This is a genomic window from Streptomyces sp. NBC_00012, from assembly GCF_045040875.1.
Taxonomy (GTDB): Bacteria; Actinomycetota; Actinomycetes; order Streptomycetales; family Streptomycetaceae; genus Streptomyces.
The window spans coordinates 4,434,839-4,460,965 of sequence record NZ_CP108309.1 but is presented as its reverse complement, the minus strand read 5'-3'; the positions used below and the strand labels follow the sequence as shown (position 1 = coordinate 4,460,965).

Annotated in this window: 20 protein-coding genes and 2 tRNA genes; 6 read left to right on the top strand and 16 right to left on the bottom strand. The window is 69.6% G+C overall.

Translation table 11 applies throughout. The features are described 5' to 3' along the window. Positions 1-7 precede the first annotated feature (7 nt). Complete coding sequence (locus OHA19_RS20500; RefSeq protein ID WP_405714584.1) at positions 8-775, bottom strand: DUF881 domain-containing protein; 768 nt, start codon at positions 773-775, stop codon at positions 8-10. Positions 776-915: 140 nt separating this feature from the next. On the opposite strand from OHA19_RS20500, the gene crgA reads away from it, so the two are divergent. Beyond that, complete coding sequence (gene crgA / locus OHA19_RS20495) at positions 916-1,170, top strand: cell division protein CrgA (protein ID WP_093548084.1); 255 nt, start codon at positions 916-918, stop codon at positions 1,168-1,170. A gap of 329 nt (positions 1,171-1,499) precedes the next feature. On the opposite strand, the gene OHA19_RS20490 is transcribed toward crgA, so the two are convergent. Together OHA19_RS20490 and OHA19_RS20485 are read right to left on the bottom strand one after the other, a co-directional pair. Beyond that, positions 1,500-2,402, bottom strand: a complete 903-nt coding sequence (locus tag OHA19_RS20490) for a rhomboid family intramembrane serine protease (RefSeq protein WP_405721660.1) — start codon at positions 2,400-2,402, stop codon at positions 1,500-1,502. A gap of 156 nt (positions 2,403-2,558) precedes the next feature. Then, complete coding sequence (locus OHA19_RS20485) at positions 2,559-3,086, bottom strand: peptidylprolyl isomerase (protein ID WP_405714586.1); 528 nt, start codon at positions 3,084-3,086, stop codon at positions 2,559-2,561. A 435-nt stretch (positions 3,087-3,521) separates the two neighbouring features. Here OHA19_RS20485 and OHA19_RS20480 point away from each other — a divergent pair, with 435 nt between their 5' ends. Further along, positions 3,522-4,256 carry a DUF5324 family protein gene (locus OHA19_RS20480; protein WP_405751064.1) on the top strand — a complete coding sequence of 245 codons (735 nt, stop codon included), beginning with the start codon at positions 3,522-3,524 and terminating at the stop codon, positions 4,254-4,256. A gap of 162 nt (positions 4,257-4,418) precedes the next feature. On the opposite strand, the gene OHA19_RS20475 is transcribed toward OHA19_RS20480, so the two are convergent. Both OHA19_RS20475 and OHA19_RS20470 read right to left on the bottom strand, forming a co-directional pair. After that, entirely contained in the window at positions 4,419-6,794 is a 2,376-nt protein-coding gene (locus OHA19_RS20475; protein WP_405714590.1) for a protein kinase domain-containing protein, read from the bottom strand. 2 nt (positions 6,795-6,796) lie between these two features. Continuing rightward, entirely contained in the window at positions 6,797-8,992 is a 2,196-nt protein-coding gene (locus OHA19_RS20470) for a protein kinase domain-containing protein (protein WP_405751062.1), read from the bottom strand. Positions 8,993-9,214: 222 nt separating this feature from the next. On the opposite strand from OHA19_RS20470, the gene OHA19_RS20465 reads away from it, so the two are divergent. After that, on the top strand, positions 9,215-9,820 hold the full coding sequence (locus OHA19_RS20465; protein ID WP_405714596.1) for a hypothetical protein: 606 nt from the start codon (positions 9,215-9,217) through the stop codon (positions 9,818-9,820). A gap of 100 nt (positions 9,821-9,920) precedes the next feature. Here OHA19_RS20465 and OHA19_RS20460 read toward each other — a convergent pair. Beyond that, positions 9,921-9,993 (bottom strand) — tRNA-Ala (locus OHA19_RS20460). A 170-nt stretch (positions 9,994-10,163) separates the two neighbouring features. On the opposite strand from OHA19_RS20460, the gene OHA19_RS20455 reads away from it, so the two are divergent. Both OHA19_RS20455 and OHA19_RS20450 read left to right on the top strand, forming a co-directional pair. After that, on the top strand, positions 10,164-10,712 hold the full coding sequence (locus OHA19_RS20455; protein ID WP_405714598.1) for a helix-turn-helix domain-containing protein: 549 nt from the start codon (positions 10,164-10,166) through the stop codon (positions 10,710-10,712). Between the two features lie 82 nt (positions 10,713-10,794). Beyond that, positions 10,795-12,171, top strand: coding sequence for a serine/threonine protein kinase (locus tag OHA19_RS20450; protein ID WP_405714600.1), 1,377 nt, complete (start codon positions 10,795-10,797; stop codon positions 12,169-12,171). A gap of 99 nt (positions 12,172-12,270) precedes the next feature. On the opposite strand, the gene OHA19_RS20445 is transcribed toward OHA19_RS20450, so the two are convergent. After that, positions 12,271-13,614: a hypothetical protein gene (locus OHA19_RS20445; protein WP_405714602.1), complete on the bottom strand. Its 1,344-nt coding sequence runs from the start codon at positions 13,612-13,614 to the stop codon at positions 12,271-12,273. Positions 13,615-13,987: 373 nt separating this feature from the next. Further along, on the bottom strand, positions 13,988-14,122 hold the full coding sequence (locus OHA19_RS20440; RefSeq protein ID WP_003958712.1) for a DLW-39 family protein: 135 nt from the start codon (positions 14,120-14,122) through the stop codon (positions 13,988-13,990). Between the two features lie 309 nt (positions 14,123-14,431). On the opposite strand from OHA19_RS20440, the gene OHA19_RS20435 reads away from it, so the two are divergent. Further along, a complete protein-coding gene (locus tag OHA19_RS20435; RefSeq protein ID WP_405714604.1) occupies positions 14,432-14,803 on the top strand; it encodes a DUF6344 domain-containing protein in 372 nt (123 codons plus the stop codon). 479 nt (positions 14,804-15,282) lie between these two features. On the opposite strand, the gene OHA19_RS20430 is transcribed toward OHA19_RS20435, so the two are convergent. The 8 genes from OHA19_RS20430 to dnaN all read right to left on the bottom strand — a co-directional run bounded on the left by OHA19_RS20430 (position 15,283) and on the right by dnaN (position 25,243). Then, positions 15,283-15,356, bottom strand: a tRNA-Ile gene (locus OHA19_RS20430). Positions 15,357-15,429: 73 nt separating this feature from the next. Continuing rightward, complete coding sequence (locus tag OHA19_RS20425; RefSeq protein ID WP_405714606.1) at positions 15,430-16,038, bottom strand: DUF3566 domain-containing protein; 609 nt, start codon at positions 16,036-16,038, stop codon at positions 15,430-15,432. Positions 16,039-16,131: 93 nt separating this feature from the next. Continuing rightward, a complete protein-coding gene (gene gyrA, locus OHA19_RS20420) occupies positions 16,132-18,753 on the bottom strand; it encodes a DNA gyrase subunit A (protein ID WP_405714608.1) in 2,622 nt (873 codons plus the stop codon). Positions 18,754-18,799: 46 nt separating this feature from the next. Then, entirely contained in the window at positions 18,800-20,905 is a 2,106-nt protein-coding gene (gyrB, locus tag OHA19_RS20415; protein ID WP_405714610.1) for a DNA topoisomerase (ATP-hydrolyzing) subunit B, read from the bottom strand. 412 nt (positions 20,906-21,317) lie between these two features. Then, complete coding sequence (locus tag OHA19_RS20410; RefSeq protein ID WP_405714611.1) at positions 21,318-21,890, bottom strand: DUF721 domain-containing protein; 573 nt, start codon at positions 21,888-21,890, stop codon at positions 21,318-21,320. Further along, complete coding sequence (recF, locus tag OHA19_RS20405; protein WP_405714613.1) at positions 21,887-23,017, bottom strand: DNA replication/repair protein RecF; 1,131 nt, start codon at positions 23,015-23,017, stop codon at positions 21,887-21,889. The genes OHA19_RS20410 and recF overlap by 4 nt, the downstream gene beginning before the upstream one ends. A gap of 85 nt (positions 23,018-23,102) precedes the next feature. Further along, positions 23,103-23,981, bottom strand: coding sequence for a phosphogluconate dehydrogenase (NAD(+)-dependent, decarboxylating) (gnd, locus tag OHA19_RS20400; RefSeq protein ID WP_358946868.1), 879 nt, complete (start codon positions 23,979-23,981; stop codon positions 23,103-23,105). 131 nt (positions 23,982-24,112) lie between these two features. Further along, on the bottom strand, positions 24,113-25,243 hold the full coding sequence (dnaN, locus tag OHA19_RS20395; RefSeq protein WP_072487582.1) for a DNA polymerase III subunit beta: 1,131 nt from the start codon (positions 25,241-25,243) through the stop codon (positions 24,113-24,115). Positions 25,244-26,127: the final 884 nt, after the last annotated feature.

Sequence of the window (26,127 nt, the reverse complement as noted above, 5' to 3'; positions counted from 1 at the left end):
CCGCTCGCTACTCCACGGGCTCCGCATAGTGGAGGTCCACTGTGCCCGAGTAGCCGGGAAGAGTCACCGCCTCGTGCTCATCGACTTTCCAGCCGAGCCCGTACGCCTTCACGTACAGCAGGTAGTTGCTGATCGCCGGAGAGTTGTTGAGCGCCTGCTTGAGCTTGCCCGGGTCACCGACCGCGGTGATCTTGTACGGCGGGGAGTAGACCCGGCCCTGGAGGATCAGGGTGTTGCCGACACAGCGCACCGCGCTGGTGGAGATCAGCCGCTGGTCCATGACCTGGATGCCCCGGGCGCCGCCCTGCCAGAGCGCGTTGACGACCGCTTGGAGGTCCTGCTGGTGAATGACCAGGTCATTGGGTTGCGGGTCGGGGTAGCCGGGGTTGGCGGTGGCGTTGGGCGGGGCGTCGTTGAGGGTGACGGACACCGACCGGCCGGTGAGCTTCGTGGTGCCCCCGGCCCGCTCCAGCTCCTTGAGCCGGGCCTCCTCCGCCCTGGTGCTGCCGTCGTCCCGCTGGACGAGGGCGTCGATGTCGTCGCGCACGGCCGCGGTGGTCTCGTCCAGCTGGGCGTTCTTGTTGCTGCGCTGCTGGATGAGATCGGAGAGCTTCAGCAGCGAGGAGTCGGTGCGGATATTGGTGCCCTTGGCCGTGTTGGCGCTGGTGACGAAGATCAGTCCGGCGAGGGCGAAGACGGCAGCGGTGAGCACGCGGGCCGGGTGCCGGAAGGTGCGCCGGACCGGGCCTTCTGGGGAGTCGGCAGAATTGCTCAACGTACCCTTATCTCCTTCGGCGCCAGGGAAGCACTACGCTAACGGACGCCCGGGGGAGGCAACATTCCCCTCGGGCTCCGCCCCGGCGCCAGCCACAGTTCCCTGCGCGGTCACGCAGCGCATCGACAGGAGAGTTCCTCGTGCCGAAGTCACGTATCCGCAAGAAGGCCGACTTCACGCCCCCTCCGGCGAAGCAGGCAACCAACATAAAGCTGACCAGCCGCAGCTGGGTGGCGCCCGTGATGCTGGCGCTCTTCCTGATCGGGCTGGCCTGGATCGTCGTCTTCTATGTGACCGACGGCGATCTGCCGATCAAGGACCTGGGGAACTGGAACATCGTGGTCGGCTTCGGCTTCATCGCCGGCGGCTTCGGCGTCTCCACGCAGTGGAAGTAGCACCGCGACGGAGGTAGCACCGCGGCGGATGCAGGACCGCGGTGCTCGTAGATGCACAGCGGGACCCTGTACCGCAACCCTTGCCCCGAGTTACCCACAGCGTTATCCACAGGCAGGGGAAAAGGTCAGACGATCTGTGGATAACTCCCTGACGGTTGACACCGATGTGACTGCAGTCTCCCCCATCAGGGGACGGCACGCCCCTTGTCCCTGCTGGAAAAACCCAGCTCAGCGACAAGGGGCACGGTTGTTCCCACAGAATGCACAAGATCCGGTACCCGCTGTGGACAACTGCGGCTGTGGACAAGCGCTCCGGGGACGATACCCGCTCAGGTGAGCGCGGCCGTTCTGGTGACGACGACGAGGATCACGGCCGCCAGGACCAGCGCGCAGGTGCCGTACTGCACCAGCGCGCGCCGCTCTCGAGGTGCGTGCACCATGCCGATCGCCATCAGCGTGCCCGCGACCAGACCGCCGACATGCGCCTGCCAGGCGATCCCGCCCCAGGGGTTGAAGGTGATGACCAGGTTCACCGCGAGCAGCGCGAGGACCGGACGCATGTCGTAGTTGAGCCGGCGCATGAGCACCGCGGTGGCGCCCAGCAGCCCGAAGATCGCCCCGGAGGCTCCGAGCGAACCCTGCGAGGGCGCGGAGAGCCAGTAGGTGAGAGCGCTGCCGGCCAGGCCGGAGACCAGGTACAGCGTGAGGTAGCGGGCACGGCCGAGCGCCGCTTCCAGCGGCCCGCCGAGCCACCAGAGCCCCAGCATGTTGAACGCGATGTGCCACACCTCCTGGTGCAGGAACATCGACGTCACCAGGCGGTACCACTGACCCTCCGCGACGCCTTCGAGCGGACCGCCGTAGTGGGTCGAGGCGCGGCCGAGCAGCATCAGCTCGTCCACCAGCGCGGTGCCTCTCGCCAGCACCGCGATGTACACGGCGACATTGATGGCGAGCAGGATCTTGGTGACGAGGCGGGGATCGGCCGTGATGCTGCCGCCCGCGACGGTGCGCGGCCGGTCGGCGCCCGGCCCGTGTCCCGTACCCGAACCCTGGCGTACGCAGTCCGGGCACTGGAAGCCGACCGAGGCGTCGATCATGCACTCGGGGCAGATCGGGCGCTCGCAGCGGGTGCAGCGGATGTTCGCCTCGCGACCGGGGTGGCGGTAGCAGCTGAGCGCGCCGTCCGCGGCGGCGGACTGGTCACCGCCTCCCGGCGGCTGCTGGTCCATCGGTCCCATCGCTTCCCGGTCCCTTCGGTCCTGGTCATGACGGGCACGGCACGCACGACGCCGCCCTGCTCGTCCGCTATGTATCAGTACGGACGGGCAGGGCGGTTGGTTCCCGAACGGTCAGTCAGTGTGTGATCAGCCGATGACCGCAGGTGATCAACGGGTCTCGATGACGACCGACTCGATCACCACGTCATTCACCGGGCGATCGGTGCGGGGATTGGTCTGGGTCTGGGCGATGGCGTCCACGACCTTCTTGCTGGCGTCGTTGGTGACCTCGCCGAAGATGGTGTGCTTGCCGGTCAGCCAGGCGGTCGGCGAAACGGTCACGAAGAACTGCGAGCCGTTGGTGCCCGGGCCGGCGTTGGCCATGGCCAGCAGGTACGGCTTGTTGAAGGCGAGGTCCGGGTGGAACTCGTCCGCGAACTCGTACCCCGGGCCACCGGTGCCGTTGCCGAGCGGGTCGCCGCCCTGGATCATGAAGCCGCCGATGACACGGTGGAAGACGGTGCCGTCGTACAGCTTGTCCGTCGACTTCTTGCCGGTCTCGGGGTGCGTCCACTCACGCTCACCCTTGGCGAGCTCGACGAAGTTCTTGACCGTCTTGGGCGCGTGGTTCGGCAGGAGCCGGATCTCGATGTCGCCCTGGTTGGTCTTCAAGGTGGCGTAAAGCTGCTCAGCCACGATCTGCCTTCCGTAAGTCTTCGGTGACGTTGAGTCTTCTTCGGTGACGTTGAGTCTTCGGTGACGTCCACCGATCCTCGCACGGACCGCACGCTCCGGCGCTCGGCCGCGACCCGTGGGCGCGTGGCGCTCACCTCCCTGCCCCATTCCACGTCCGGAGGCCCTCGGTCCGCCGCCCGCCGCCCGCCGCCCGCCGCCCGCCGCCCGCCGCCCGCCACAGCAAATGCGGCCAAGTGCGTGACGAAGCGGCGCGATCCGGCATGAACCGTGACATTGTCGACGACAAGCTCCCCTTGCACCGCATTACCCAGAGTGTCACTCATGGCCTGAATGACCCGGATGCCCGCCCCGCATGCCATACAGGAATCCGGCAGGCATGATCTCGAAATGGGTGGAAAGGCGGAGTGTCTACCCGCCACCAAGGAGGAGGATCCCGTGACCCGCATCGACAGCGTGCGCGCCGCAACCGACTCGGCGAAGGACAGCGTGCAGCACGCCGCGGAAGTGGTGGCGCCCTACGCCGACACGGCCAAGGGCCAGGCCGCACATCTCGCGTGCGAGGCCCGCACGCGGCTCGCGCCGAAGGTGTCCAAGGCGGCTCAGCAGGCCCGCGTCCAGTACGACGCGCATCTGGCACCACGTATCGAACTCGCCCTGGCCCATGTGCCGCCCAAGGTCGACGAGGTCGGCCGGCGCGCTGCGGTCCGCACCCGCCGGGCGGCGCGGACCGCAGCGGACTACACCGTGCCGCGCGTCGAACACGCGATGGCCGTCGCCCAGCCGGTGGCCGAGGAGGCCCAGGCCCGCAGCGCCGCCGCGCTGGCCGCGCTGCGCAGCCAGGTCACGGCTGAGGAGATCCGGCAGCTGGCCCGGAAGCACGAGCGGCGGGCGAGGGCCGGCCGGCTGTTCAAGGGGTTCGTCGTGGCCGGCCTCGTCGTGGCCGGCGCCTATGCCGTCTGGCGGTGGTGGGACAAGCAGGCCAACCCCGACTGGCTGGTCGAACCGCCCGCCGCCACGGAGGTCTCCGACCGCGCACCGCTGACCTCGGTCGACGGCAGCGGCCCGAGTCCGCTCGACCCCGATGTCCGGGCCAAGCAGGGCGAGGAAGAGGCAGACGGGACGGACGGCTCGGAGGGCACGAACGGCACCGGCCCTGACGACCGCCGCTGACCCGGCCCCGTACCGGCTCCTCGAACCTCGATCCCGAACCGGCTCCCGCACGACGAACCCGCGCCGGAAGACCCAAGTGGTCTCCGGCGCGGGTTCGGTCTTCCTCGCTTGGCTGGGCCGGCTTCCCCCGCGCCGGGGCCGAGCGGCGGCACGAGGGCCCGCTCAACCGCCTTCGGCGTCCAGAGCGATCAGGCCCTTCTCCGACCCGACGTAGAGCCGCCCACCGCCCGCCCACATCGGGACGTACGTCTCCCACACGGCGTCGGAGCTCGCGGCGAACCCGTAGTTCCATCGCGCCGTACCGCTGTCCGCGTCCAGGGCCCGCACCTGGCCCGTCGACCACACGTACAGGTTGCCGTCCGCGCACTGGAGCCCGATCGGTTCTTCCACGGCACCCGGCAGCCTCCCGGCCCAACGGATCGCGCCGGAACGGGATCCGCGAGCGCGGACGAAGGCCCTGCTCTTCCCGTCGACTCCGGCCTCGTACACGGTCTCCCCGTCCGGAGAGGCGGTCACCGCCATGACCGACAACGAGGATTCGGGGGAGCGCCAAGCCACCTGACCGTTCGCGGGGTCCACGGCGTACAGGCTCCCGGCCAGGTGGAGGAAGAACCCGCCGGCCGAGCAGTGCGGTCCGTCGGACCAGCGGACGCGCAGCGAGTCGATGATCATGGTGAGGGTGCTGTTGCCGCCCGGGGCGGGCTGCTGCCACAGGACCCGGCCGCCCGAATCCGCGTCCAGCGCCGACATCCGCGGTGCGCTCTGATCGGTCCTGGTGCTGCTGCGCCACAGCAGGTGCTCGCCGGACGAGGGCACCATCAGGAGGAACTGGCTCGCCACCTGGTCGAACTCCTTCGTCCAGCGAATCCTCCCGTTCGCGGGGTCCACGGCCCAGACGAACCCGGTCCGGTCGTAGGAGTACCCGGTGACGTACACAAGACCGTCGGGCTTGGCGTGTGCGCCGGCGATCCTGACCCCGTCGGCCGGCCGGCCGAGAGTCCATTTCTGGGTGCCGGTGGCCAGGTCGAGGGCCCTGAGCACGAGGGTCCGACCGGTCGGCTCCAGCTGGTCCGTGTGGTCCACGGCGAACGCCATGTCGCCGTGGAGGACGAGGGGGTTGCCTCCCATGTCCTCGACAGCCGGGTTCGTGGTGTTGCGCAGCGGGCCCCAACGGGGCTTGCCGCCCCGGTCGAAAGCCCGCAGGCTATTGCTGCCGACGGCGACGACCGTCTCGTTCCCGCCCACCACGTGGATGAGCCGTTCGCCGGTCCCAGCCGTCCACAGCGGGGTCGCGACGGTCTTGGTGGCGAGCACCCGCCCGGGGTCCTTCGGGTCCGGGGAACCCGTGGGCTTCCCGCCCTCTCCGTTGCCGGAGGCGCCGCCCGGGGGCCGGCCGCTCAGTGCCAGCGCGAGCAGGGTGCCGCCGCCCGCCAGCGCGCCGCCCGCCAGGCCCAGTACGAGCCTTCGGCGGCTGGGCCCCGGGCCCGCCCCGGAACCCGGCGAGGACGGCAGGGGCCGGGGCGGCGCCGGGGGAAGGGGAGGCGGAGGCGGAGCGATCACGGCGGCCGGTGGGGCGCCGGGCTGCCCGGCCGCGGGGCTCGACGGCGCTTGTGCAGACGGTGGTTCAGGCGGCTCAGGAGACAGGGTGGCCGGGCCCGACGAGGTCATGACCGCCGCCGCCCGCTCGATGGCGGTGATCAGAGAGGCTGGCAGCCACGGACCGGCCGCCGTCGGCAGCCCTTCCCGGGAGAGGAACTCGATCGCCTGCCCGGAAGTCGGGCGGTCGGCGGGACTCTTCGACAGGCAGGCCGCGACCAGCGGCCGCAATGCGTCCGGCACCGTCGAAAGACCGGGTCCGTCGCCGACGACCCGCCGCCGGACGTCCGGGCCGGGCCCCTCGCCGAACACGCTCGACCCGGTCGCGGCGAACGCGAGGGTCGCCCCCAGGGAGAACATGTCGCAGGCCGATGTGAGCGGCTGTCCCGCCGCCTGCTCCGGCGACATGTACGCGGACGTGCCGAGGACAGGGCCCGTACCCGTGGGCCTCGTGCCGTCGGCGGCCCGTGCGATCCCGAAGTCGACGAGGTGCGGCCCGTCCAGGGCGAGGAGCACATTGCCCGGCTTCAGATCCCGGTGGACGAGGCCCGCCGCGTGGATGCCCACGAGGGCCTCGGCGACCCCGATCGCCAGGGCGAGCAGCGCCGGCTCGGGCAGCGGCCCGTGGAGCCGCACGGCCTCGTGCAGCGGGACACCGGGCACGAACACCGTCGCCACCCACGGAGTGACGGCGTCCGGGTCCGCGTCGACGACCGGGGCGGTGAAGGCTCCGGACGCCGCCCGCGCCGCCGTGACCTCCGCACGGAAGCGGGCCCGGAACCCGGCGTCGTGGGCGAGCTCAGCGCGGACCAGCCTGACCGCGACCGTACGGCCGCCGTACGAACGCCCCAGACAGACCACCCCCAGGGCTCCGGCGCCCAGGCGGCCGAGGAGCCGGTAGGGGCCGGCCTGCCGCGGGTCCGCGTCCTCCAGAGGGTGCATTCCTACGCTCCGTTCGCATGCAGCAGGGACACCGTGCGGGCCGTCGGATCCGAGAGGCACAGACGGCCTTCGCCGGCGCTCCAGGCCAGGAAGGCGGGGTTCCTCCCGCGCAGCCCCGTGTACTTCCACCGAGCCTTGCCGTGCGCCGGGTCGACGGCCCAGACAACAGCGTCCGAGGCCATCCAGTACAGGTTTCCGTCCCCGTACAGCATGCGTACGCCGGAGCCCTTGGCGTCCTTCTGCCCGGCCGGGACCGGGGCCTGCCACCGGGTCCTGCCGGTCGCGCTGTCCAGGCAGCGCAGCGAGTGCCCGCCGTCCTCGTCCTGCCACAGGCCGTACAGGAGGCCGCCGCCCTTGTCGATGGCGATGCCGTCGCCATGGGCGGATCCCTCGGCGGCGCCCTCGGCGGTCCACACCCTGTCTCCCGTCGCCGGGTCCAGGGCCTGCAGGGTGTCACGCTCGTCGAGGACGATGACGTGCCGTTCGGTGGCGGCGAGCGTCGCGGTCAGCTTCCGCTCCCATACGGGCTCGCCGTTTCCGTCGAGTGCCCTCAGGCTGCCTCCGGCTGTGAATACGACGTGGTCACCGGTCAACGGCAGAGCCGAGGCGACGGGCCGTTCCGTCTCGCTGTGCACCCAGGCCGTGCGGCGGTCGGCGAGGTCCAGTGCCCAGACGTAGTAGCCCCCGGACGCCGAGCCCGGGTCACCGCCCAGGCCGACGAGATACGCCAGGCCCTCCCGGATCCCCCAGAACCTGAGCACCCCCTTGGCGAACGGCCGGTCCGCGACCACCGTCGACACGGCCTTCCCGCTGACCATGTCGATCGCGGCCACTGCGCCCTTCAGGGCTTTCGAACCCGCCACGTACAGCAGATTCCCGTCCACCCCGGCGACGGTCGTGGGTGTCGCGTCGTGCACCGCGAAGCTGATGCCGTGCCCGCCGGTGCCGCCGTCCACGGTCCATTTCGTGTCGCCCTTGTCGTCGACGCCCCGGACAGCCTCTTCGGAAACACAGGCCACTGCCCCGTTGGCCGAGAGCACCTGCGACGCGGCGGCGGACTGGGTCACCTTCCAGGCCAGCTGCCCTTCGGGAACATCGCCCGAGGGGCGCCGGGTACGGCGCGGCTGCGTCGATCCCCTGTCGGCGCCGGACGCACCGGTGGCCCCTCCGGAACCCCCGCCACCGCCCTTGGCCAGCCAGAGGCCGCCCCCCGCCCCGACCGCCGAGACCAGCGCACCGCCCACCGCGAGGAGCAGCTTCCGGCGACCGGCTGCCGGGGGCTCCTCCACCCTGCCGGGGGCCGGAGGCCTGGCCGTGAGGTCCGTCATGAGGCCACGTACGGCGATGACGTCCGCGACGACCGCACCGGAGAGCCAGCTGCCCGACTCCGGCGGCCTGTTCTGCCGCTCGACGTGATCGACCACCTGTTGGGGGGTGGGCCGTGCGCCGGGCTCGCGGGCCAGGCAGGCCTCGATCAGTGGACGCAGACTCGCCGGAACCGCCTCGATGTCCGGCCGGGTGTGCACGATGCGGTACCCGACCCCGGCTCCATGGCCATCGCCGTACAAATGCGAGCCGAGAGCCGCGAAGGCGACCGTGGACCCCAGGGAGAAGACATCGCTGGCCGGGGTGAGCGCCCGGCCGAGCGTCTGTTCCGGCGACATGTAGGGCGCCGACCCGATGACCGCCCCGGTGCGAGTCAGCGTGGTGCCCTCGGCCGCCCGCGAGATCCCGAAGTCGATGACGCGCGGCCCGTCCAGAGCCAGCATGACGTTCGCCGGCTTGAGGTCGCGGTGGATCAGCCCGGCGTCATGGATGGAGATGAGCGCTTCGGCGAGCCCCGCCGTAAGCGTCCGCAGTGTGTACTCGGGCAGCGGGCCGTGCCTGATGACCGCCTGGAGCAAGGGGACCCCGACGACGAACGCGGTGGCCATCCAGGGGACTTCGGCCTGCGCATCGTCGTCCACCACCGCCGCGGTGAATGCGCCCGAGACCTTTTTCGCCGCGGCGACCTCCCTTGCGAACCGCAACCGGAAGCCGGGATCCCGCGCCAACTCCGCCTGCGCCACCTTCACGGCGACGGTACGTCCCCCGGCCGCGCGCCCGAGGTACACCGAACCCATCCCGCCCGCGCCCAGCCGGCCCATGAGCGTGTACCGGCCGACCTGCCGCGGGTCCGCGGCGCCGAGGTCCTCCATGCACTGGCCTCCTGCCTGCAACCTCGCACAGACTAGGTCCGGAGCGCGGGCCGCATCCCCTGTTCGGGATCGATCCGACCTCGAACTGCCCGAGAAGCCGAGGACAGTTGTACCGGCGGCAGTGTCGCGACGCACGGTTCGGCGGAGACCGTCGAGGCCGGATCGGAACTGAACAAGTGAAGATCCCGGGCAGCCGGGCCGTCACCCGGCGACGATGTCCGCATGGCAGACACTGCAGCGGTCTACGGGTTGGTCGGCGCGTTGGGCGGAGCTCTCCTGGGAGGCGCGGCAACCTTCGCCGTGCCTGTTCTGCAGAACAGGCACACGAACCGTGCGCGACGGCAGTCCCGCGCGGAGGCCAAGTTCAACCGGCTGATGGCTCTGCGCAAGACCACGCGAGAGCTGGTCAGGCTCCTCGACGAGGAACACACGTCACTGCTGGCCGGCCGGGCCGTCGCCCGCGATGCGTCCTGGCCGGCTCTGCAAGCAGCCCTGGACGCGGTGGGAGACGCGACGGACAGCCTCGCGATCGACGGGCTTCACTTCACCCTCTCCAGCAGCAGCCGCGAGGTGAACTCGACCGAGAACAGGTACCTCGAACTTCTGCTTCGCCACGCGTACAACGCCTCCGGCCTCATCCGTGACATCCGCGATGGCGATGGAGAAGGGGAAGCTCCTGATCCGGACCGGCTGAACGCCGCCGTACCCCGACGGGCCTTGCTCGACCGGCTCGCTCGGGAGATCTCGGGCTCGAAGCGAACCCGTGAATCCCTGATGGAACTCGTCTTCGATCACATGGACGGTCTGCGGGACGAGCATCTCCGGTAGGAGCCAGGCACACCACCGGCTGACACCTCAGCGCGGGAAGCCAGCACAAAAAAAGACCCCTCCAACTGCGTTTTTGCAGGTCAGAGGGGTCTTCGCGATGTGGAGCCTAGGAGATTCGAACTCCTGACATCTGCCTTGCAAAGGCAGCGCTCTACCAACTGAGCTAAGGCCCCGAACAACGGACAGCCCCGACGCCCCAGCGTCTTGGCCACCGCCGCAGACAACAGTACCGGGTACTCCCCGGAAACCTGCAAAAAATATGGGGGCTCCCGGTGGGCGACCACTCTCCGTAGGATGCTCGACGAGGTTCGCAGCAGCGAAGCCGCAGCGAAGGGGAGACGCCATGGACGCAGCGCAGCAAGAGGCAACGGCCAGAGCCAGGGAGCTTCAGCGCAGTTGGTACGGAGAGCCGCTCGGTGCGCTCTTCCGCCGCCTGATCGATGACCTCGGCCTGAACCAGGCCAGGCTCGCCGCCGTCCTCGGGCTGTCCGCGCCCATGCTCTCCCAGCTGATGAGCGGCCAGCGAGCGAAGATCGGCAACCCCGCGGTCGTCCAGCGGGTCCAGGCTCTCCAGGAGCTGGCCGGCCAGGTCGCGGACGGCAGTGTCAGCGCGGGCGAGGCCACCGAGCGCATGGAAGAGGTCAAGAAGTCCCAGGGCGGCTCCGTCCTGACCAGCACCGGCCAGACCTCCCACACCGGCGGCGCCCCCACCGTCCGGCGCGTGGTCCGCGAGATCCAGTCGCTGATGCGGTCGGTCGCGGCCGCCGGTGACATCATCGATGCCGCCGACTCCCTCGCCCCGACCCACCCGGAACTGGCAGAGTTCCTCAGGGTGTACGGCGCCGGGCGCACCGCGGACGCGGTGGCGCACTACGAGGGACACCAGAGCTAGGCCTTTCGCCCGGAGCTGGCCGGGCACTTTCCCCGAAAGCCGGCCATGGGCCGAAACAGGAACTGGGAGCGGGCACAGCGCAATGGGTGAGGTCTTCGCCGGTCGGTACGAACTGATCGATCCGATCGGACGTGGTGGGGTCGGAGCCGTCTGGCGGGCCTGGGACCACCGGCGCCGCCGCTACGTGGCGGCCAAGGTCCTCCAGCAGAGCGACGCGCACACGCTGTTGCGCTTCGTCCGCGAGCAGGCGCTGCGGATCGAGCATCCGCATGTGCTCGCCCCGGCAAGCTGGGCCGCGGACGACGACAAGGTCCTGTTCACCATGGATCTGGTGAGCGGCGGTTCGCTGGCGCATGTCATCGGCGACTACGGGCCGTTGCCGCCCCGGTTCGTCTGCACGCTCCTCGACCAGCTGCTGTCCGGGCTGTCCACGGTGCACGCGGAGGGCGTCATTCACCGGGACATCAAACCGGCCAACATCCTGATGGAGGCGACCGGTACCGGACGGCCGCATCTGCGGCTGTCCGACTTCGGCATCTCCATGCGCAAGGGGGAGCCGCGCCTCACCGAGACCAACTACGTGGTGGGTACGCCCGGTTACTTCGCGCCCGAGCAAATGATGGGCGCGGAGCCCGACTTCCCCGCGGACCTGTTCGCGGTCGGTCTTGTCGCGCTGTACCTGCTCCAGGGCAAGAAGCCCGACGCGCAGGCGCTCGTCGAGCACTTCGCCTCGTACGGCACGCCCTCCGCCCCGGAGGGGATCCCCGAGCCGTTGTGGCAGGTCCTCGCGGGGCTGTTGCAGCCGGATCCGCAGGCCCGGTTCCGTACGGCGACGGGTGCGCGCAAGGCGCTGACCGCCGCGGTCGAGATGCTGCCGGAGCCCGGGATCGAGGACGAGCCGGTCGAGGTCTTCGACCAACTCGGGCCGCTGCCCGCCGGCTTCGGCCCCGACGGACCGGCCCCTGTCCCCGCCCAGCAGGACCAGCAGGCCCAGAACGCGCAGAACGCGCAGGCTGCCCCGCAGCCCTACGCCCCGCCGCCGGTCCCCATGTCGGAGACGGGCAGCTTCCACCTCCCGCCGCCTCCGCAGCAGCCCACGACGCCGCCCCAGCAGGCCCAGCAGGCCCATCCAGTCACGCCGCACACCCCGCTCCCGGCGCAGGCGGCGTCCCCGTACGGCGCTCCCGCCCCTGAGCTTTCACAGGCGCCCACGGCCGCCGTGCAGCACGAACCTGCACTCACCCGTGCGTACACCGTCGGACAGCCACAGGCGCAGGCACAGCCTCAGCCACAGGCGGCGGCGCAGGCGGCGGCGCAGGCGCACTCACCGGCGCCCGCTCCTGCGCACACGCCCACCCCGCAGAGGCGTCCGGGACCGCCCCCGAAGGTGGCGGTCCCGGTGCTGCTGGTGGCGTTGCTCTGTTTCGCGGTGGGCATCTGGGCGCTGACCCAGGGCTGAGCCCGGCGGCCCGAACCCCACCGCAGACGAACTCCAGGGGGACCGGGCCCGGGACCGTACGACCGGCCCCGCACCGGCGGCCCGGCTCCGGCAGTCCGGCTACCAGGCCTGCGGCGGGCCCCCGTACGGCTGGCTGCCGCCGGACGGGGCCGCCGGGGCGGTGGCCGCGCGGCGCCGGGCCAGCAGCGTCCACACCCCGAGCCCGAGCACCAGCACCGAACCGGCGCCGATCCCGGCCGCGCCGACCATCTTCATCCGGTCGCTCTTGACCTCCTGCGGAGCGCTCTTGCCCTGCCTCGCCATGTCCTTGTCGTCCTGCGTGACCGAGAAGATGCCGGCGTCCCCCGCGTACGGCGAATTCTTGGCCGTCCCCTCGACCTTGACCCTGAGACTGAGCGGAATCCCCTTCTTGCCGTACGACTTCGCGATCGCCGGGCTGAGCGTCACCGACAGGTAGTACCAGCCGGCGAACCGCATGGCGCTGACGCTGCTGGTGGAGTCGTACCGGTTCTCGTACGCCACCGGGGGCAGCGGATCCAACGAGACGGAAGTGGGCTTGCCGGAGTACGACAGCGGCATCGCGGAGTCGACATGGCCGTGCGCCGGGTTGTCCAGGGACAGTGCGAGCGCGCTGCCGATGTATTCGTCCGAGGCGTTGTTGTTGCTCAGGGTGGCGGTGGCGAAGACCTGCTGGCCCCAGTCCACCGGCACTCGGTAGAAGAGGGTCTGTCCCGGCTTGATGCCGCCCTCCTCCTTCCACTCGCCGGTCTCCAGGCCGGTCGCGTCGTAGTAGCTGGTGCCGCCGGACCGCTTCTGCGGGGCGGTGGTGGGCGGCACGGGCGAGGCCGACGGCCAGTTCTCCGGCGCGTCGGTCGGCATCGAACCGGCCGACTTCAGCTGCGGCTCCGACTCGTAGCGCAGCTCCAGGTCCCACTCGACGGGGGCGGAGGTCTCCTTGCTCTCCCGCTCGATCAGGACGTTGTACGTGCCGGCCTCCTGGCAGGTGCTGCTGTCCTTCTTCACGATCCGGTAGGCGTACGCCGCGATCGGGCGCGGGAACTCCGCCGACTCGAACCGCGCGTCCTCCGAGCTGCACTGCAGGTCCGTGCTGTCGCGGATGCTGACCGTGATCCCGTCCCCATAGGCAACCTGGCCGGCCCCCCTGGGCACGGCCACCGCCGAGACGTACCCGTTCGTCTTCGCGTCGAGATTCAGGCGGTAGTAGAGCTTCTGACCGGGCTTGATCGAACTCCGGTAGACCGATCCCGGCGCCAGCGCCGACGCGTCGGTACTGGCCTCCGCACCGTCGACCTTCTCCGCCCCGGGATCGAAGGTGTACGCGACGGGCTCCCCGGCCGCGTACGCCTGCCCCGGCAGCGCCGCCGCCACGCACATCGCCGCGACCGCGGCCAGCGCCACCCGGCCCCTGTTGCGCTGCCTCATCACGCGCTCCCCCTCGTCGTCTGTGCGGCCCGCCCGCGATGCCCGCGTACGGACACGGGCCCTGCGATCAGCACCACGGCGCCCGCACCGACAGCGGCCGCAATGCCGGTCCATCCTGCCTCGCCCGTACCGCCGCTGTCGCCGACACCGTTCGAAATGCCTCGCTTGTCCGCCTTCGAACGGCGCCCGGCCGATCCACGCCCCCGCGACCACGGGGCGGCGGCGATCCGGCGCCCCTCGACCACCCGGTCGTTTTGCTCACGCAACGTACTGATTTGCCCAGGTGAGCTCAAGAGCACAGGCGTCACGGCCCCGCAACAGCACGAAGCCCCGGCCGCTCAGCGACCGGGGCCCGTAATCAGGCTGTTCTGTCTCACACACCCGAACCTGCGGGCACGGAGTCAGTCGCCTCCGTCCACAGATCCTGCTCGGCGCGATCCGCCTGGATCTGGCGGTACACGAGGAGCCCGCCGATGGCGGCCAGTGCGACCAGGAGAAGCTTCTTCACCGCGCGACCTCGTCTTTCCTTGACGTAGGGGACTTCTGCCGCCCGACTATACACACCGGCCGATATCAACCGGTGACCTGCCCGCAGCCCAACTGGCGCCCGGGTAAAAGCGATCGCCCGAGGGACCGCTCCACCCGGAGGATCCGGTCCCGGCCCGCGGCCCGGCACAAGCCCGTCAGCACCGGTTGAACCATACGAGTGGTGTTCATCCGAAGATCGGCGGATCGGTGGCGTCGGTCCATGAAATCGCGAGCCACATCCACATCATCAGAAAGGTAAGCAAACCGGACCACCCGAAAGCGAGGGGCCATGAGCACCTTCAAGCCCAAGAGCATCTGGACCGCCTTCGTCACCGCCCTCTTCGCGCTGCTCGCCGCGCTGGGATTCATGAGCACCCCGGCGGCGGCCACGGAGCAGAGCGCCGCGGAGCCGACCACCACGAACCAGGAGCACACGGGTGCGACCGCGGCAACCGCGACCACCCCGTCGGTGCGATGGACCCTTCCGCGTGACCGGGCGCTGCCACCCACGATGAAGCAGCGCATCCGCGCCGAGGCACACGGCTCCTCGCCCGCCACCCGCCATCTGTCCGTCGACGCCACGAACGCCACGGACACCAGGAACGCCGCCCGCACCGCCCACGGTGCCCCGGCGGGGGACACGTCCCTGCTACCGCCCTGAGAGCCGCCCCACTGACGTACAGAGCCCCCGGGCCGGTGCACACCGGACGGGGGCTTCTCCGTGCCCTCCAGCGGCCTTCCCGACCACCGGAGCCGGAGGCTGCGCCGCACCGCCCGGGTCGGTGCCCCCGCGCCGACGTCCAATGCTCCGGCGCCGAACACGATGCGCCTAGCGCTCCAGCGCCTGACGCTGCGGTGCCGAACCCGACGGCGGCCTGCGGCGCATGGCGGCCGGTCAGAATTCACGAGCCGCTCGAAGGTTCACGAGCTGCTCGAAGGATTCACGAGCCGCTCGAAGAGGGAAGCAGCTGCCCGGCCTTGCGGACCCCGCCCCCGACGACCACCACGTCCCGCGGGTGCCCACACGGGCGCCCGGCCGGCGACGCGACGAACGCCGTACCCGTCAGCCGCAGCACAGCCGCATTTCCACCGCAACACAGAAGGCCCCCCACCATTGCCGGTGGGGGGCCTTCGTGACTGTGGGGCTAACAGGATTTGAACCTGTGGCCTCATCCTTATCAGGGATGCGCTCTAACCAACTGAGCTATAGCCCCGCCGCGCTGTGCTGCGCTGACTTCTGAAGATTAGCGCACGTCGGGGCCAGTCCCAAAATCGATACCCGGCGCCCTACTCGTCCTCGGCCAGCGTGAGCTCGACACCGCCCACGAAACCCGCCGACAAGTTGTAGATGAAGGAACCCAGCGTCGCCAGCGCGGTCGCCAGGACCACGTCGATCACCGCGATGACCGAGGTGAAGATGAGGACCCTCGGCAGCGACAGGAACGACTGGAGATCGAAGCCGTTGCCCTCGTTCGAACCGGTGGCCTCGCTGATCGTGCCGCCCACCGTCTCGAAGACGCCCATCGCGTCCATCACCATCCACAGCACCGCGGAAGCCACCACCGTGCAGATGCCGAGCGCGATGGACAGCAGGAAGCTGACCTTCATCACCGACCACGGATCGGCCTTGGCCACCCGCAGCCGCGCCTTGCGGGTACGCGGGGTCGTCCGCGCCCCCGTCCGCGGCCGCCGGGCCGCCTGAGCGGCGCCGACGCCCTGTGCACCGCCCTGCGTGCCGTGCGGCCGGCCGCCCTGGGTCCCGCCCGCGGGCGAGGGGTACGCCTGCGGCGGGTGGTACGGCCCGCTCGCCTGTCCCTGCGCGGGCTCACGCTCACCCGGCAACGGCCCGGTCGCGTAGCCCTCGTACTGGGGCTGAGGCCCCCGGGTATCCGTCACAATGCCCCCTTGGGAGTCCGTGGCAGGGCCACGGGCACCGTTCGCTCCTGCTCCGGAAGCGGCCGAACCGGCACCCGTGGCTCCACTCACGCTCTACTCCTCGTGCTCCCCGGCCGAAGACGACGTGCCTTCGACATTGCCCTCGACCGTGCTCTCGGCACCCTCCGCCGTCGCGGCCTCGGAGTCCTCGGACCCCTCGACTTCTTCGGCCTCACGACCGGCTTCGGCGTTACGGGCAATACCGACGACGGCATCGCGCTTGCCCAGATTGATCAGTTGGACGCCCATGGTGTCACGGCCCGTCTCCCTGACTTCATTGACTCGCGTGCGAATCACACCACCGCCGAGCGTGATGGCGAGGATCTCGTCCGTCTCCTCGACCACCAGCGCGCCGACCAGCGAGCCCCGGTCCTCGACGATCTTGGCAGCCTTGATGCCCAGACCGCCACGGCCCTGAACCCGGTACTCGTCGACGGGGGTCCGCTTCGCGTACCCGCCGTCGGTGGCAGTGAACACGAACGTACCCGGCCGGACAACATTCATCGAGAGCAGTTCGTCGCCCTCGCGGAAACTCATGCCCTTGACACCCGAGGTGGCACGGCCCATCGGGCGCAGCGCATCGTCCGTCGCGGTGAACCTGATCGACTGGGCCTTCTTGCTGATGAGCAGCAGATCGTCCTCGGCCGAAACCAGCTCCGCACCGATCAGCTCGTCGTCGGACCCCTCGGCCGTCTCGCGGAGGTTGATCGCGATGACACCACCGGAACGCGGCGAGTCGTAGTCCTTCAGCGCGGTCTTCTTCACCAGACCGCCCTTCGTGGCCAGGATCAGATAGGGCGCGGCCTCGTAGTCGCGGATCGCCAGGATCTGGGCGATCTGCTCGTCCGGCTGGAAGGCCAGCAGGTTGGCGACGTGCTGGCCGCGGGCGTCGCGGCCGGCGTCCGGGAGCTCGTACGCCTTCGCCCGGTACACCCGGCCCTTGTTCGTGAAGAACAGCAGCCAGTGGTGGGTCGTCGACACGAAGAAGTGGTCGACGATGTCGTCTTCCTTGAGCTTCGTGCCGCGCACGCCCTTGCCGCCGCGCTTCTGCGAGCGGTAGTCGTCCGTCTTCGTGCGCTTCACATAGCCGCCGCGCGAGATCGTGACGACGATGTCCTCCTCGGCGATCAGGTCCTCGATGGACATGTCACCGTCGAAGGGCACCAGCTTGGAACGCCGGTCGTCGCCGAACTTCTCGACGATCGCCGCCAGTTCCTCGCTGACGATCTGCCGCTGCCGCTCCGGCGACGCCAGGATCGCGTTGTACTCGTTGATCTTCGCCTGGAGCTCGTCGTGCTCGGCCGTGATCTTCTGGTGCTCCAGCGCGGCCAGCCGGCGCAGCTGCATCTCCAGGATCGCGTTCGCCTGGATCTCGTCGATCTCCAACAGGCCCATCAGGCCCTCGCGCGCCACCTCGACCGTCTGGCTGCGCCGGATGAGCGCGATGACCTCGTCGATCGCGTCCAGCGCCTTGAGCAGACCGCGCAGGATGTGGGCCCGCTCCTCCGCCTTGCGCAGCCGGAACTTCGTGCGCCGGACGATGACCTCGATCTGGTGCGTCACCCAGTGCCGGATGAACGCGTCGATCGAGAGGGTGCGCGGCACCCCGTCGACCAGCGCCAGCATGTTGGCGCCGAAGTTTGTCTGGAGGTCGGTGTGCTTGTACAGGTTGTTCAGTACGACCTTGGCGACCGCGTCCCGCTTCAGCACGACGACCAGACGCTGACCGGTGCGCGACGAGGTCTCGTCACGGACGTCCGCGATCCCGCCGATCTTGCCGTCCTTCACCAGGTCGGCGATCTTCTGCGCGAGGTTGTCGGGGTTGGTCTGGTACGGAAGCTCCGTGACGACCAGGCACTGCCGGTTCTGGATCTCCTCGACCGCGACGACCGCGCGCATCGTGATCGAGCCACGACCGGTGCGGTACGCCTCCTCGATGCCCTTGCGGCCCACGACGAGCGCGCCGGTCGGGAAGTCCGGGCCCTTGATCCGCTCGATCAGCGCCTCCAGGAGCTCCTCCTGCGAGGCCTCCGGGTGCTCCAGGTACCACTGCGCACCGGCCGCGACCTCGCGCAGGTTGTGCGGCGGGATGTTGGTCGCCATGCCGACCGCGATCCCCGCCGAACCGTTGACCAACAGGTTCGGGAACCGCGCCGGCAGGACCGTCGGCTCCTGGTTGCGGCCGTCGTAGTTGTCCTGGAAGTCGACGGTCTCCTCGTCGATGTCCCGGACCATCTCCATGGACAGCGGCATCATCTTGCACTCGGTGTACCGCATGGCGGCGGCCGGGTCGTTGCCCGGGGAGCCGAAGTTGCCGTTGGAGTCCACCAGCGGCATGCGCATCGACCACGGCTGCGCCAGGCGCACCAGTGCGTCGTAGATCGACGAGTCACCGTGCGGGTGGTACGTACCCATGACGTCACCGACGACACGGGCGCACTTGTAGAAGCCCTTCTCGGGCCGGTAGCCGCCGTCGTACATCGCGTACAGCACCCGGCGGTGGACGGGCTTGAGACCGTCCCGTACGTCCGGCAGCGCACGCGAGACGATGACGGACATCGCGTAGTCGAGGTAGGAACGCTGCATCTCCGTCTCGAGCCCCACGGGCTCGACACGCATGCCCACCGCGGCGGCGGGCTCCTCTTCGGGTGTCACAGGGGTGTTCTCGTCGGCCATTGCTGGTCAAAGTCCTTTCGGGCGGCGTCTTGCTGGTACGGCCGACTCAGATGTCGAGGAAGCGGACGTCCTTGGCGTTGCGCTGGATGAACGAGCGCCGCGCCTCGACGTCCTCGCCCATCAGCACCGAGAAGAGGTCGTCGGCCTGCGCCGCGTCGTCCAGCGTGACCTGGCCGAGGACCCGGTGGTCGACGTCCATCGTGGTGACGCGCAGCTCCTCGGCGTTCATCTCGCCCAGACCCTTGAAGCGCTGGATCGAGTCTTCCTTGATCCGCTTGCCGTTCTGCTTGCCCAGCGCGACCAGGGCGTCGCGCTCGCGGTCCGAGTACGCGTACTCGAAGTCGTCCCGACCCCACTTGATCTTGTAGAGCGGCGGACGGGAGAGGTAGACGTGGCCGGCCTCGACCAGCGGACGCATGAAGCGGAAGAGGAACGTCAGCAGCAGGGTGTTGATGTGCTGACCGTCGACGTCGGCGTCCGCCATCAGGATGATCTTGTGATAGCGCAGCTTCTCGATGTCGAAGTCCTCGTGGACCCCGGTGCCGAAGGCCGAGATCAGCGCCTGGACCTCGGTGTTCTGCAGGATCTTGTCGACCCGGGCCTTCTCGACGTTCAGGATCTTGCCCCGGATCGGCAGGATCGCCTGGTACATCGGGTTGCGGCCGGACTTCGCCGAACCACCGGCGGAGTCACCCTCGACGATGAAGATCTCGCACTTCGTCGGGTCGTTGGACTGGCAGTCGCTCAGCTTGCCCGGCAGCGAGGCGCTCTCCAGGAGCCCCTTACGACGGGTCAGATCACGCGCCTTGCGGGCCGCGACCCGGGCCGTGGCCGCCGCGATGCCCTTGCGGATGATGTCGGCCGCCTCGTTCGGGTTGCGGTCGAACCAGTCCGTGAGGTGCTCGTGGACGACCTTCTGGACGAAGGTCTTCGCCTCCGTGTTGCCCAGCTTGGTCTTCGTCTGGCCCTCGAACTGCGGCTCGCCGAGCTTCACCGAGATGATCGCCGTGAGGCCCTCGCGGATGTCGTCACCCGTGAGGTTGTCGTCCTTCTCGCGGAGCAGCTTCTTGTCCCGCGCGTACTTGTTGACCAGCGTGGTCAGCGCGGCGCGGAAGCCTTCCTCGTGGGTACCGCCCTCGTGCGTGTGGATCGTGTTCGCGAAGGAGTAGACGCCCTCGCTGTACTGCGTGTTCCACTGCATGGCGATCTCGGCCGAGAGGAGGCGCTCCTTGTCCTCGGCCTCGATGTCGATCACCGACTGGTGGATGACATCGCCCTTGCGGGAGTTCAGGTACTTCACGAAGTCGACGATGCCGCCCTCGTAGTGGTACGTGACCGTGCGGGCCTGCTCCGCCTCGGCGACCTCGGCCACCTCGGCGACCTCCGCGCCCAGCGTCGCCTTCGCCGACTCGCGCTCGTCGGTGAGCCTGATCGTCAGACCCTTGTTGAGGAACGCCATCTCCTGGAAGCGGCGCGACAGGGTCTCGAAGGAGTACTCGGTCGTCTCGAAGATGTCCCCGTCGGCCCAGAAGGTGACGGACGTCCCCGTCTCGTCGGTGGCCTCATTGCGGGCCAGCGGGGCGGTGGGCACACCGAGCTTGTAGTCCTGGGTCCAGCGGTAGCCGTCCGTCTTGACCTCGACGGCCACCCGCGTGGACAGGGCGTTGACGACGGAGACACCGACACCGTGCAGACCGCCGGAGACGGCGTAGCCGCCGCCGCCGAACTTGCCGCCGGCGTGCAGCACCGTCAGCACGACCTCGACCGCGGGCTTCTTCTCCGACGGCACGATGCCGACCGGGATGCCCCGGCCGTTGTCGATCACGCGAACCCCGCCGTCGGCGAGGATCGTGACGTCGATCGTGTCCGCGTGCCCGGCCATCGCCTCGTCGACCGAGTTGTCCACGACCTCTTGTACGAGGTGGTGGAGACCGCGCTCACCGGTCGAACCGATGTACATGCCAGGTCGCTTGCGGACCGCGTCCAAACCCTCGAGGACGGTGATCGCGCTGGCGTCGTACGAGGCTGCGGCCTCGCCGCTGCCGACTGACTCGCCCGCGGCGACAGCCTCGGCGCTCTCACCGGGTGTGGACGGAATGTTCTCGTTGGGGTTGCCGGAATCGGCCACGAAGCGCCCTTTCTGGCACAGCACAGGCCGTTCTCCGGGCAAACGGGAGCGGCTGCGTGGTTCGGCTGTATCGACGACTCCCGCCACAATGCGGGATTGTCCACCAGTCTACCGGTAGCGCTGACATGAATGGGGGTTTGCCGGTACCTGAGTACGCATGTGCCGCCCTGAATGAGCGGCTGACGACTCCCCATATTCGGGAAGGGCCCTCAGGAGGCTCACGCGGGCCTTGAGCGCTTCGGCCTGTCAACCTCTCGCTACCGTGAGGGACGCCGCACTCTCACCGCGTGGTTTCAACCACCGCAGACCGCACAACACGGACCCGAGGGACAGCCTCTCCGTGCGGACAGGACGGGGCCGAGGCAGGGCCGGGAAGGGGATTCGCGCAGCGCCCGAGAACAGCTCGGCTGCCCGTAGAAAATGGGAAAAGGCCAGGTCAGCCGTATGTATCGCCCGGGCCGGTGCTCCCCGGCGCCCGCAGTGGACCGAACCTGCGCTGCGGGCCACCGGGCCCCAGCACCTTGATCATCCGGACCGTGCCCTGCCCCAGATCCGCGTTCAGCCGGGCCACCAGCTGGGGCGCCAGCAGCCGCAGCTGCGTCGCCCACGCCGTCGAGTCGCACTGCACCGTCAACACCCGCACGTCCGGATCCTCGTCGTACCGCAGAGGCACACAATGTTTGGCCAGATCTTCACCCACGATCTGCGGCCAGCGCCCCATGACCCCGCCCACCGCCGCCGGCGTCTCCCAGCCGCGCTCGGTGATCAGACGGTTGATCGCGGAGCCCAGCGGCTGCGGATCACGACCGTCCGCCCGCGCGCCCGAGCGCAGCCCGCCGCCCCGCCGGGCCTGCTTCTTCTGCTGCGCGGCCGCGCCACGCGCCCGCGCCTGCTCCTTCGCCGCGCGCAGGGCCACCCGCGCCAGGTCGACGCCCGAGGGCTCCGGCGCCTTCCCCGCGCCGGAACGCTCCTTCGACGGCTCCCCGGATCCCTCGCCGCGGCCGCTCACAGCCGCTCCACCTCACCCGCGGACACCGCGAACCGGGTCCCCGCCAGCGCCCCCGGAACGTCGTCGTCCACCGCGGCCGTCACCAGCACCTGCTCACCCGGGGCCACCAGCTCCGCCAGCCGCTCCCGGCGCCGCGCGTCCAGCTCCGCGAAGACGTCGTCGAGCACCAGCACCGGCTCGTTGCCCTCGCTGCGCAGCAGGTCGTACGAGGCCAGCCGCAGCGCCAACGCGTACGACCAGGACTCGCCATGGCTCGCGTATCCCTTGGCCGGCATGCCCCGCAGTCCCAGCAGCAGATCGTCGCGGTGCGGTCCGACCAGTGTCACGCCCCGCTCGATCTCCTGCTTGCGGACATCCGCCAGCGCGGCGATCAGCTGCTCGTACAGCTCCTCGCGGGTACGCGCGGGCTCCACGTCCGCCCCGACCGAGCTGCGGTACTCCAGGGCCAGCGGGCCGCCGCCCGGCGCGACATCCGCGTACGCCTTGTCCGCCAGCGGATGGAGGGTGGCGATCAGATCCAGCCGCTGTGCCAGCAGCTCCGCGCCCACCCGGCCCAGGTGCTGGTCCCACACGTCGAGCGTGGACAGGTCCATCGACCGGCCACCGTGCCGGCGCGCCATCGCCGCCGACTTCAGCAGGGTGTTGCGCTGCTTCAGCACGCGCTCGTAGTCCGAGCGCACACCCGCCATCCGCGGCGAACGGGCCGTGATCAGCTCGTCGAGGAAGCGCCGGCGCTCGCCAGGGTCCCCCTTGACCAGCGCCAGATCCTCCGGCGCGAACAGCACCGTACGGACTATCCCCAGCACGTCACGGGGCCTGACCTGGGACGATCTATTGATACGCGCCCGGTTGGCCTTGCCCGGGTTGAGCTCCAGCTCGATCAGCTGCGAACGCTCGCCCTGCGTCACGGCGGCGCGGATGACGGCCCGGTCCGCGCCCATCCGCACCAGCGGTGCGTCGGACGAGACCCGGTGGCTGCCGAGGGTCGCGAGATAGCCGACCGCTTCGACCAGATTCGTCTTGCCCTGGCCGTTGGCCCCCACGAAAGCGGTGACGCCCGGCTCGAGAGGTACCTCGACCCGGGCGTACGAGCGGAAGTCGGCCAGCGAGAGATGCGTGACATGCATGGGTGTACGCCGACCTTCCCGGCTTCCTGCTCCGTGCTTCGTGGAGCGGGCCGGACGCTCCGGACCGGCCCGCTTCCCGTTGCTGTTACTTCTTGTTCTCGACCGCGTGGCCACCGAACTGGTTGCGCAGCGCGGCGATCATCTTCATCTGCGGGGAGTCCTCCTGGCGCGAGGCGAAACGCGCGAAGAGCGACGCGGTGATCGCGGGCAGCGGCACCGCGTTGTCGATCGCGGCCTCCACCGTCCACCGGCCCTCGCCGGAGTCGGCGGCGTAACCGCGGAGCTTGTCGAGGTGCTCGTCGTCGTCCAGCGCGTTGACCGCCAGGTCGAGCAGCCAGGAACGGATGACCGTGCCCTCCTGCCAGGAGCGGAAGACCTCGCGCACATCGGTGACGGAGTCGACCTTCTCCAGGAGCTCCCAGCCCTCGGCGTAGGCCTGCATCATGGCGTACTCGATGCCGTTGTGGACCATCTTCGCGAAGTGGCCGGCGCCGACCTTGCCCGCGTGGACGGAACCGAAGTCGCCCTCGGGCTTCAGCGCGTCGAAGACCGGCTGGACCTTCGCCACGTTCTCCGCGTCGCCGCCGTACATCAGCGCGTAGCCGTTCTCCAGGCCCCAGACGCCGCCGGAGACGCCGCAGTCCACGAAGCCGATGCCCTTGATGCCCAGCTCGACCGCGTGCTTCTCGTCGTCGGTCCAGCGGGAGTTCCCGCCGTCCACGACGATGTCGCCGGGCGAGAGGAGACCGGCGAGCTCGTCGATCGTGGCCTGGGTCGGGGCACCGGCCGGAACCATCACCCAGACGACCCGGGGACCCTTCAGCTTGCCCACAAGCTCTTCGAGGCTGTGGACATCGGAGACGTCCGGGTTGCGGTCGTAACCGATGACGGTGTGGCCTGCGCGGCGGATGCGCTCGCGCATGTTGCCGCCCATCTTGCCGAGGCCGACGAGACCGAGCTCCATCAGAGATTCCTTAAGCGTTGTGCCGATTCGTACCCGAGGACGAGCCTACGCCCGGCCGGGGACGGAGCGACGGGCATGCTCGGCGTCGAGCGTGCCCGTCGGGAACCGTCATGACAGGACCGATGACCGGATCAGCCGGAGAGGCGGACCGGCATGATCAGGTACTTGTACGCATCGTCCGCCTCGGCGTCCACGGCCGGGCGGCCGCTGAGCAGCGCGGGCTTGGTGGACGTCGTGAAGGAGAGCTGGGCGACCGGGGAATCGATCGCGCTCAGCCCGTCCAGCAGGAAGGTCGGGTTGAAGGCGATCGAGATGTCGTCGCCCTCCAGCACCGCGTCGACCCTCTCCACAGCCTGTGCATCGTCGCTGGAACCGGCCTCCAGGATCAGCACGCCCTGCTCGAAGCTGAGCCGGACCGGGGTGTTCCGCTCGGCGACGAGGGCCACACGCTTGACGGCCTCGACGAACGGCGCGGTCTCGATGACCGCAACCGAGTTGAACTCGGTGGGGAAGAGCGTGCGGTACTTCGGCAGATCGCCTTCGAGCAGCCGCGTGGTCGTACGACGACCGGCACCCTCGAAACCGATCAGCCCCTCACCGGCGCCCGAACCGGACAGCGCCAGGGTCACCGTGTCGCCGCTGGTCAGGGCCTTGGCGGTGTCCAGCAGCGTCTTGGCGGGCACCAGGGCGACCGCGGAGGCGTCGGGGTTCTCCGGCTTCCACAGGAACTCGCGGACCGCGAAGCGGTAGCGGTCGGTCGAGGCCAGGGTGACGGTGTCGCCCTCGATCTCGATCCGCACACCGGTCAGCACCGGCAGCGTGTCGTCGCGGCCCGCGGCGATGGCGACCTGGGCGGCGGCCGAGGCGAAGACCTCGCCGGGGACCGTGCCGGTCGCGGTCGGCATCTCGGGAAGTGCCGGGTACTCCTCCACAGGAAGGGTGTGGAGTGTGAATCGCGAGGAGCCGCAGACCACGGTCGCCCGTACACCGTCTGTGGAAATCTCCACCGGGCGGTTGGGGAGGGCGCGGCAGATGTCGGCGAGCAGCCGGCCGGAGACCAGCACCGTGCCGTCCTCCTCGACCTCGGCGTCCACCGAGACCCGGGCCGAGACCTCGTAGTCGAAGCTGGAGAAGCTGAGGGCGCCGTCCTCAGCCTTCAGCAGAAGGCCCGCAAGAACGGGCGCCGGCGGACGGGCCGGGAGGCTACGGGCCACCCAGGCCACAGCCTCCGCGAGTACATCGCGCTCCACCCGGATCTTCACCGGAACCGCCTCCTGCTGTTGCTCGCTCGCCCTGCTGGCCTTCGTCGTCTGATCGCGTCTTCCGCCGCTGAGGCAGCGAGGACGCCGGGGACCAGTCTGACGTACGGCACCGACACTCGGTGCTGCTCGGGGTCAAGTCGCGACAAGAGGTTCGGAGAGCTCCGGCGCCGAGTTGTGCACAGGCCCCACTTCGAAGCGGATTCCGGGCTAACTCTATGTGGCAGTAGTAGTAGGGCCTGTGGAAACCGTGGATAACGTCGTTTCCGCAGGTCAGGTCCTGTTTTTTATCCACTGCCCCTGTGGGTGGCACCGGTGGACAACACGGTGTTTCTGTGGACACAGGAAAGTTCTGCACACCCGATGCACAGGGCAGGGGGGTTTCTCCCCAGGGCTGTCCCCAGCTTTACCCAGGTTCCCCACAGCCCAACCGACCCTCTTGGTGTGACGCCTTTCACTCGGCGCGGTGAAAGGCGGTCCCGCGTTGCCGAACAGTGGACAGAGATGTGGAGAAGCAGCAGGAAGCTGGGGACAAGGCGGCTCAGCCTGTGGGCTGCCGGTGGACAACTTCATCCACGCCCTGTGGACGAATATTTTGTCCACAGGCTGTGGATCACGGTTGACCACAAATCCCCAACCCCTTGACCTGGCCTGATGGAGTATCGGTAGTCGCCCCTGTGGAAGCAATATGGACAACTTCCGGATCCCCAGGCTGTGGAAGGGGAAAACTCCCCAGATCTGTGGAGAACGGGCGGTCAGCGGCAGGTATTCGAACAGCGCGGCGGTGTCGGAGCGGCGGCAGCGGGTCCCGAGTGGCTCCCGAAGCGGCTCCCGGGGTGGCTACGGACGGCCCCTGAGCGCTGTTCGGGCCGTCTCCGGGGCGTTCT

Bases quoted from the DNA above. Each gene is read 5' to 3' on its own strand.
- OHA19_RS20490 (WP_405721660.1), bottom strand. From the start codon at position 2,402: ATGGACCAGCAGCCGCCGGGAGGCGGTGACCAGTCCGCCGCCGCGGAC.
- OHA19_RS20475 (WP_405714590.1), bottom strand. From the start codon at position 6,794: ATGCACCCTCTGGAGGACGCGGACCCGCGGCAGGCCGGCCCCTACCGG.
- OHA19_RS20470 (WP_405751062.1), bottom strand. From the start codon at position 8,992: ATGGAGGACCTCGGCGCCGCGGACCCGCGGCAGGTCGGCCGGTACACG.
- OHA19_RS20465 (WP_405714596.1), top strand. From the start codon at position 9,215: ATGGCAGACACTGCAGCGGTCTACGGGTTGGTCGGCGCGTTGGGCGGA.
- OHA19_RS20455 (WP_405714598.1), top strand. From the start codon at position 10,164: ATGGACGCAGCGCAGCAAGAGGCAACGGCCAGAGCCAGGGAGCTTCAG.
- OHA19_RS20450 (WP_405714600.1), top strand. From the start codon at position 10,795: ATGGGTGAGGTCTTCGCCGGTCGGTACGAACTGATCGATCCGATCGGA.
- OHA19_RS20445 (WP_405714602.1), bottom strand. From the start codon at position 13,614: ATGAGGCAGCGCAACAGGGGCCGGGTGGCGCTGGCCGCGGTCGCGGCG.
- OHA19_RS20435 (WP_405714604.1), top strand. From the start codon at position 14,432: ATGAGCACCTTCAAGCCCAAGAGCATCTGGACCGCCTTCGTCACCGCC.
- gyrA (WP_405714608.1), bottom strand. From the start codon at position 18,753: ATGGCCGACGAGAACACCCCTGTGACACCCGAAGAGGAGCCCGCCGCC.
- recF (WP_405714613.1), bottom strand. From the start codon at position 23,017: ATGCATGTCACGCATCTCTCGCTGGCCGACTTCCGCTCGTACGCCCGG.
- gnd (WP_358946868.1), bottom strand. From the start codon at position 23,981: ATGGAGCTCGGTCTCGTCGGCCTCGGCAAGATGGGCGGCAACATGCGC.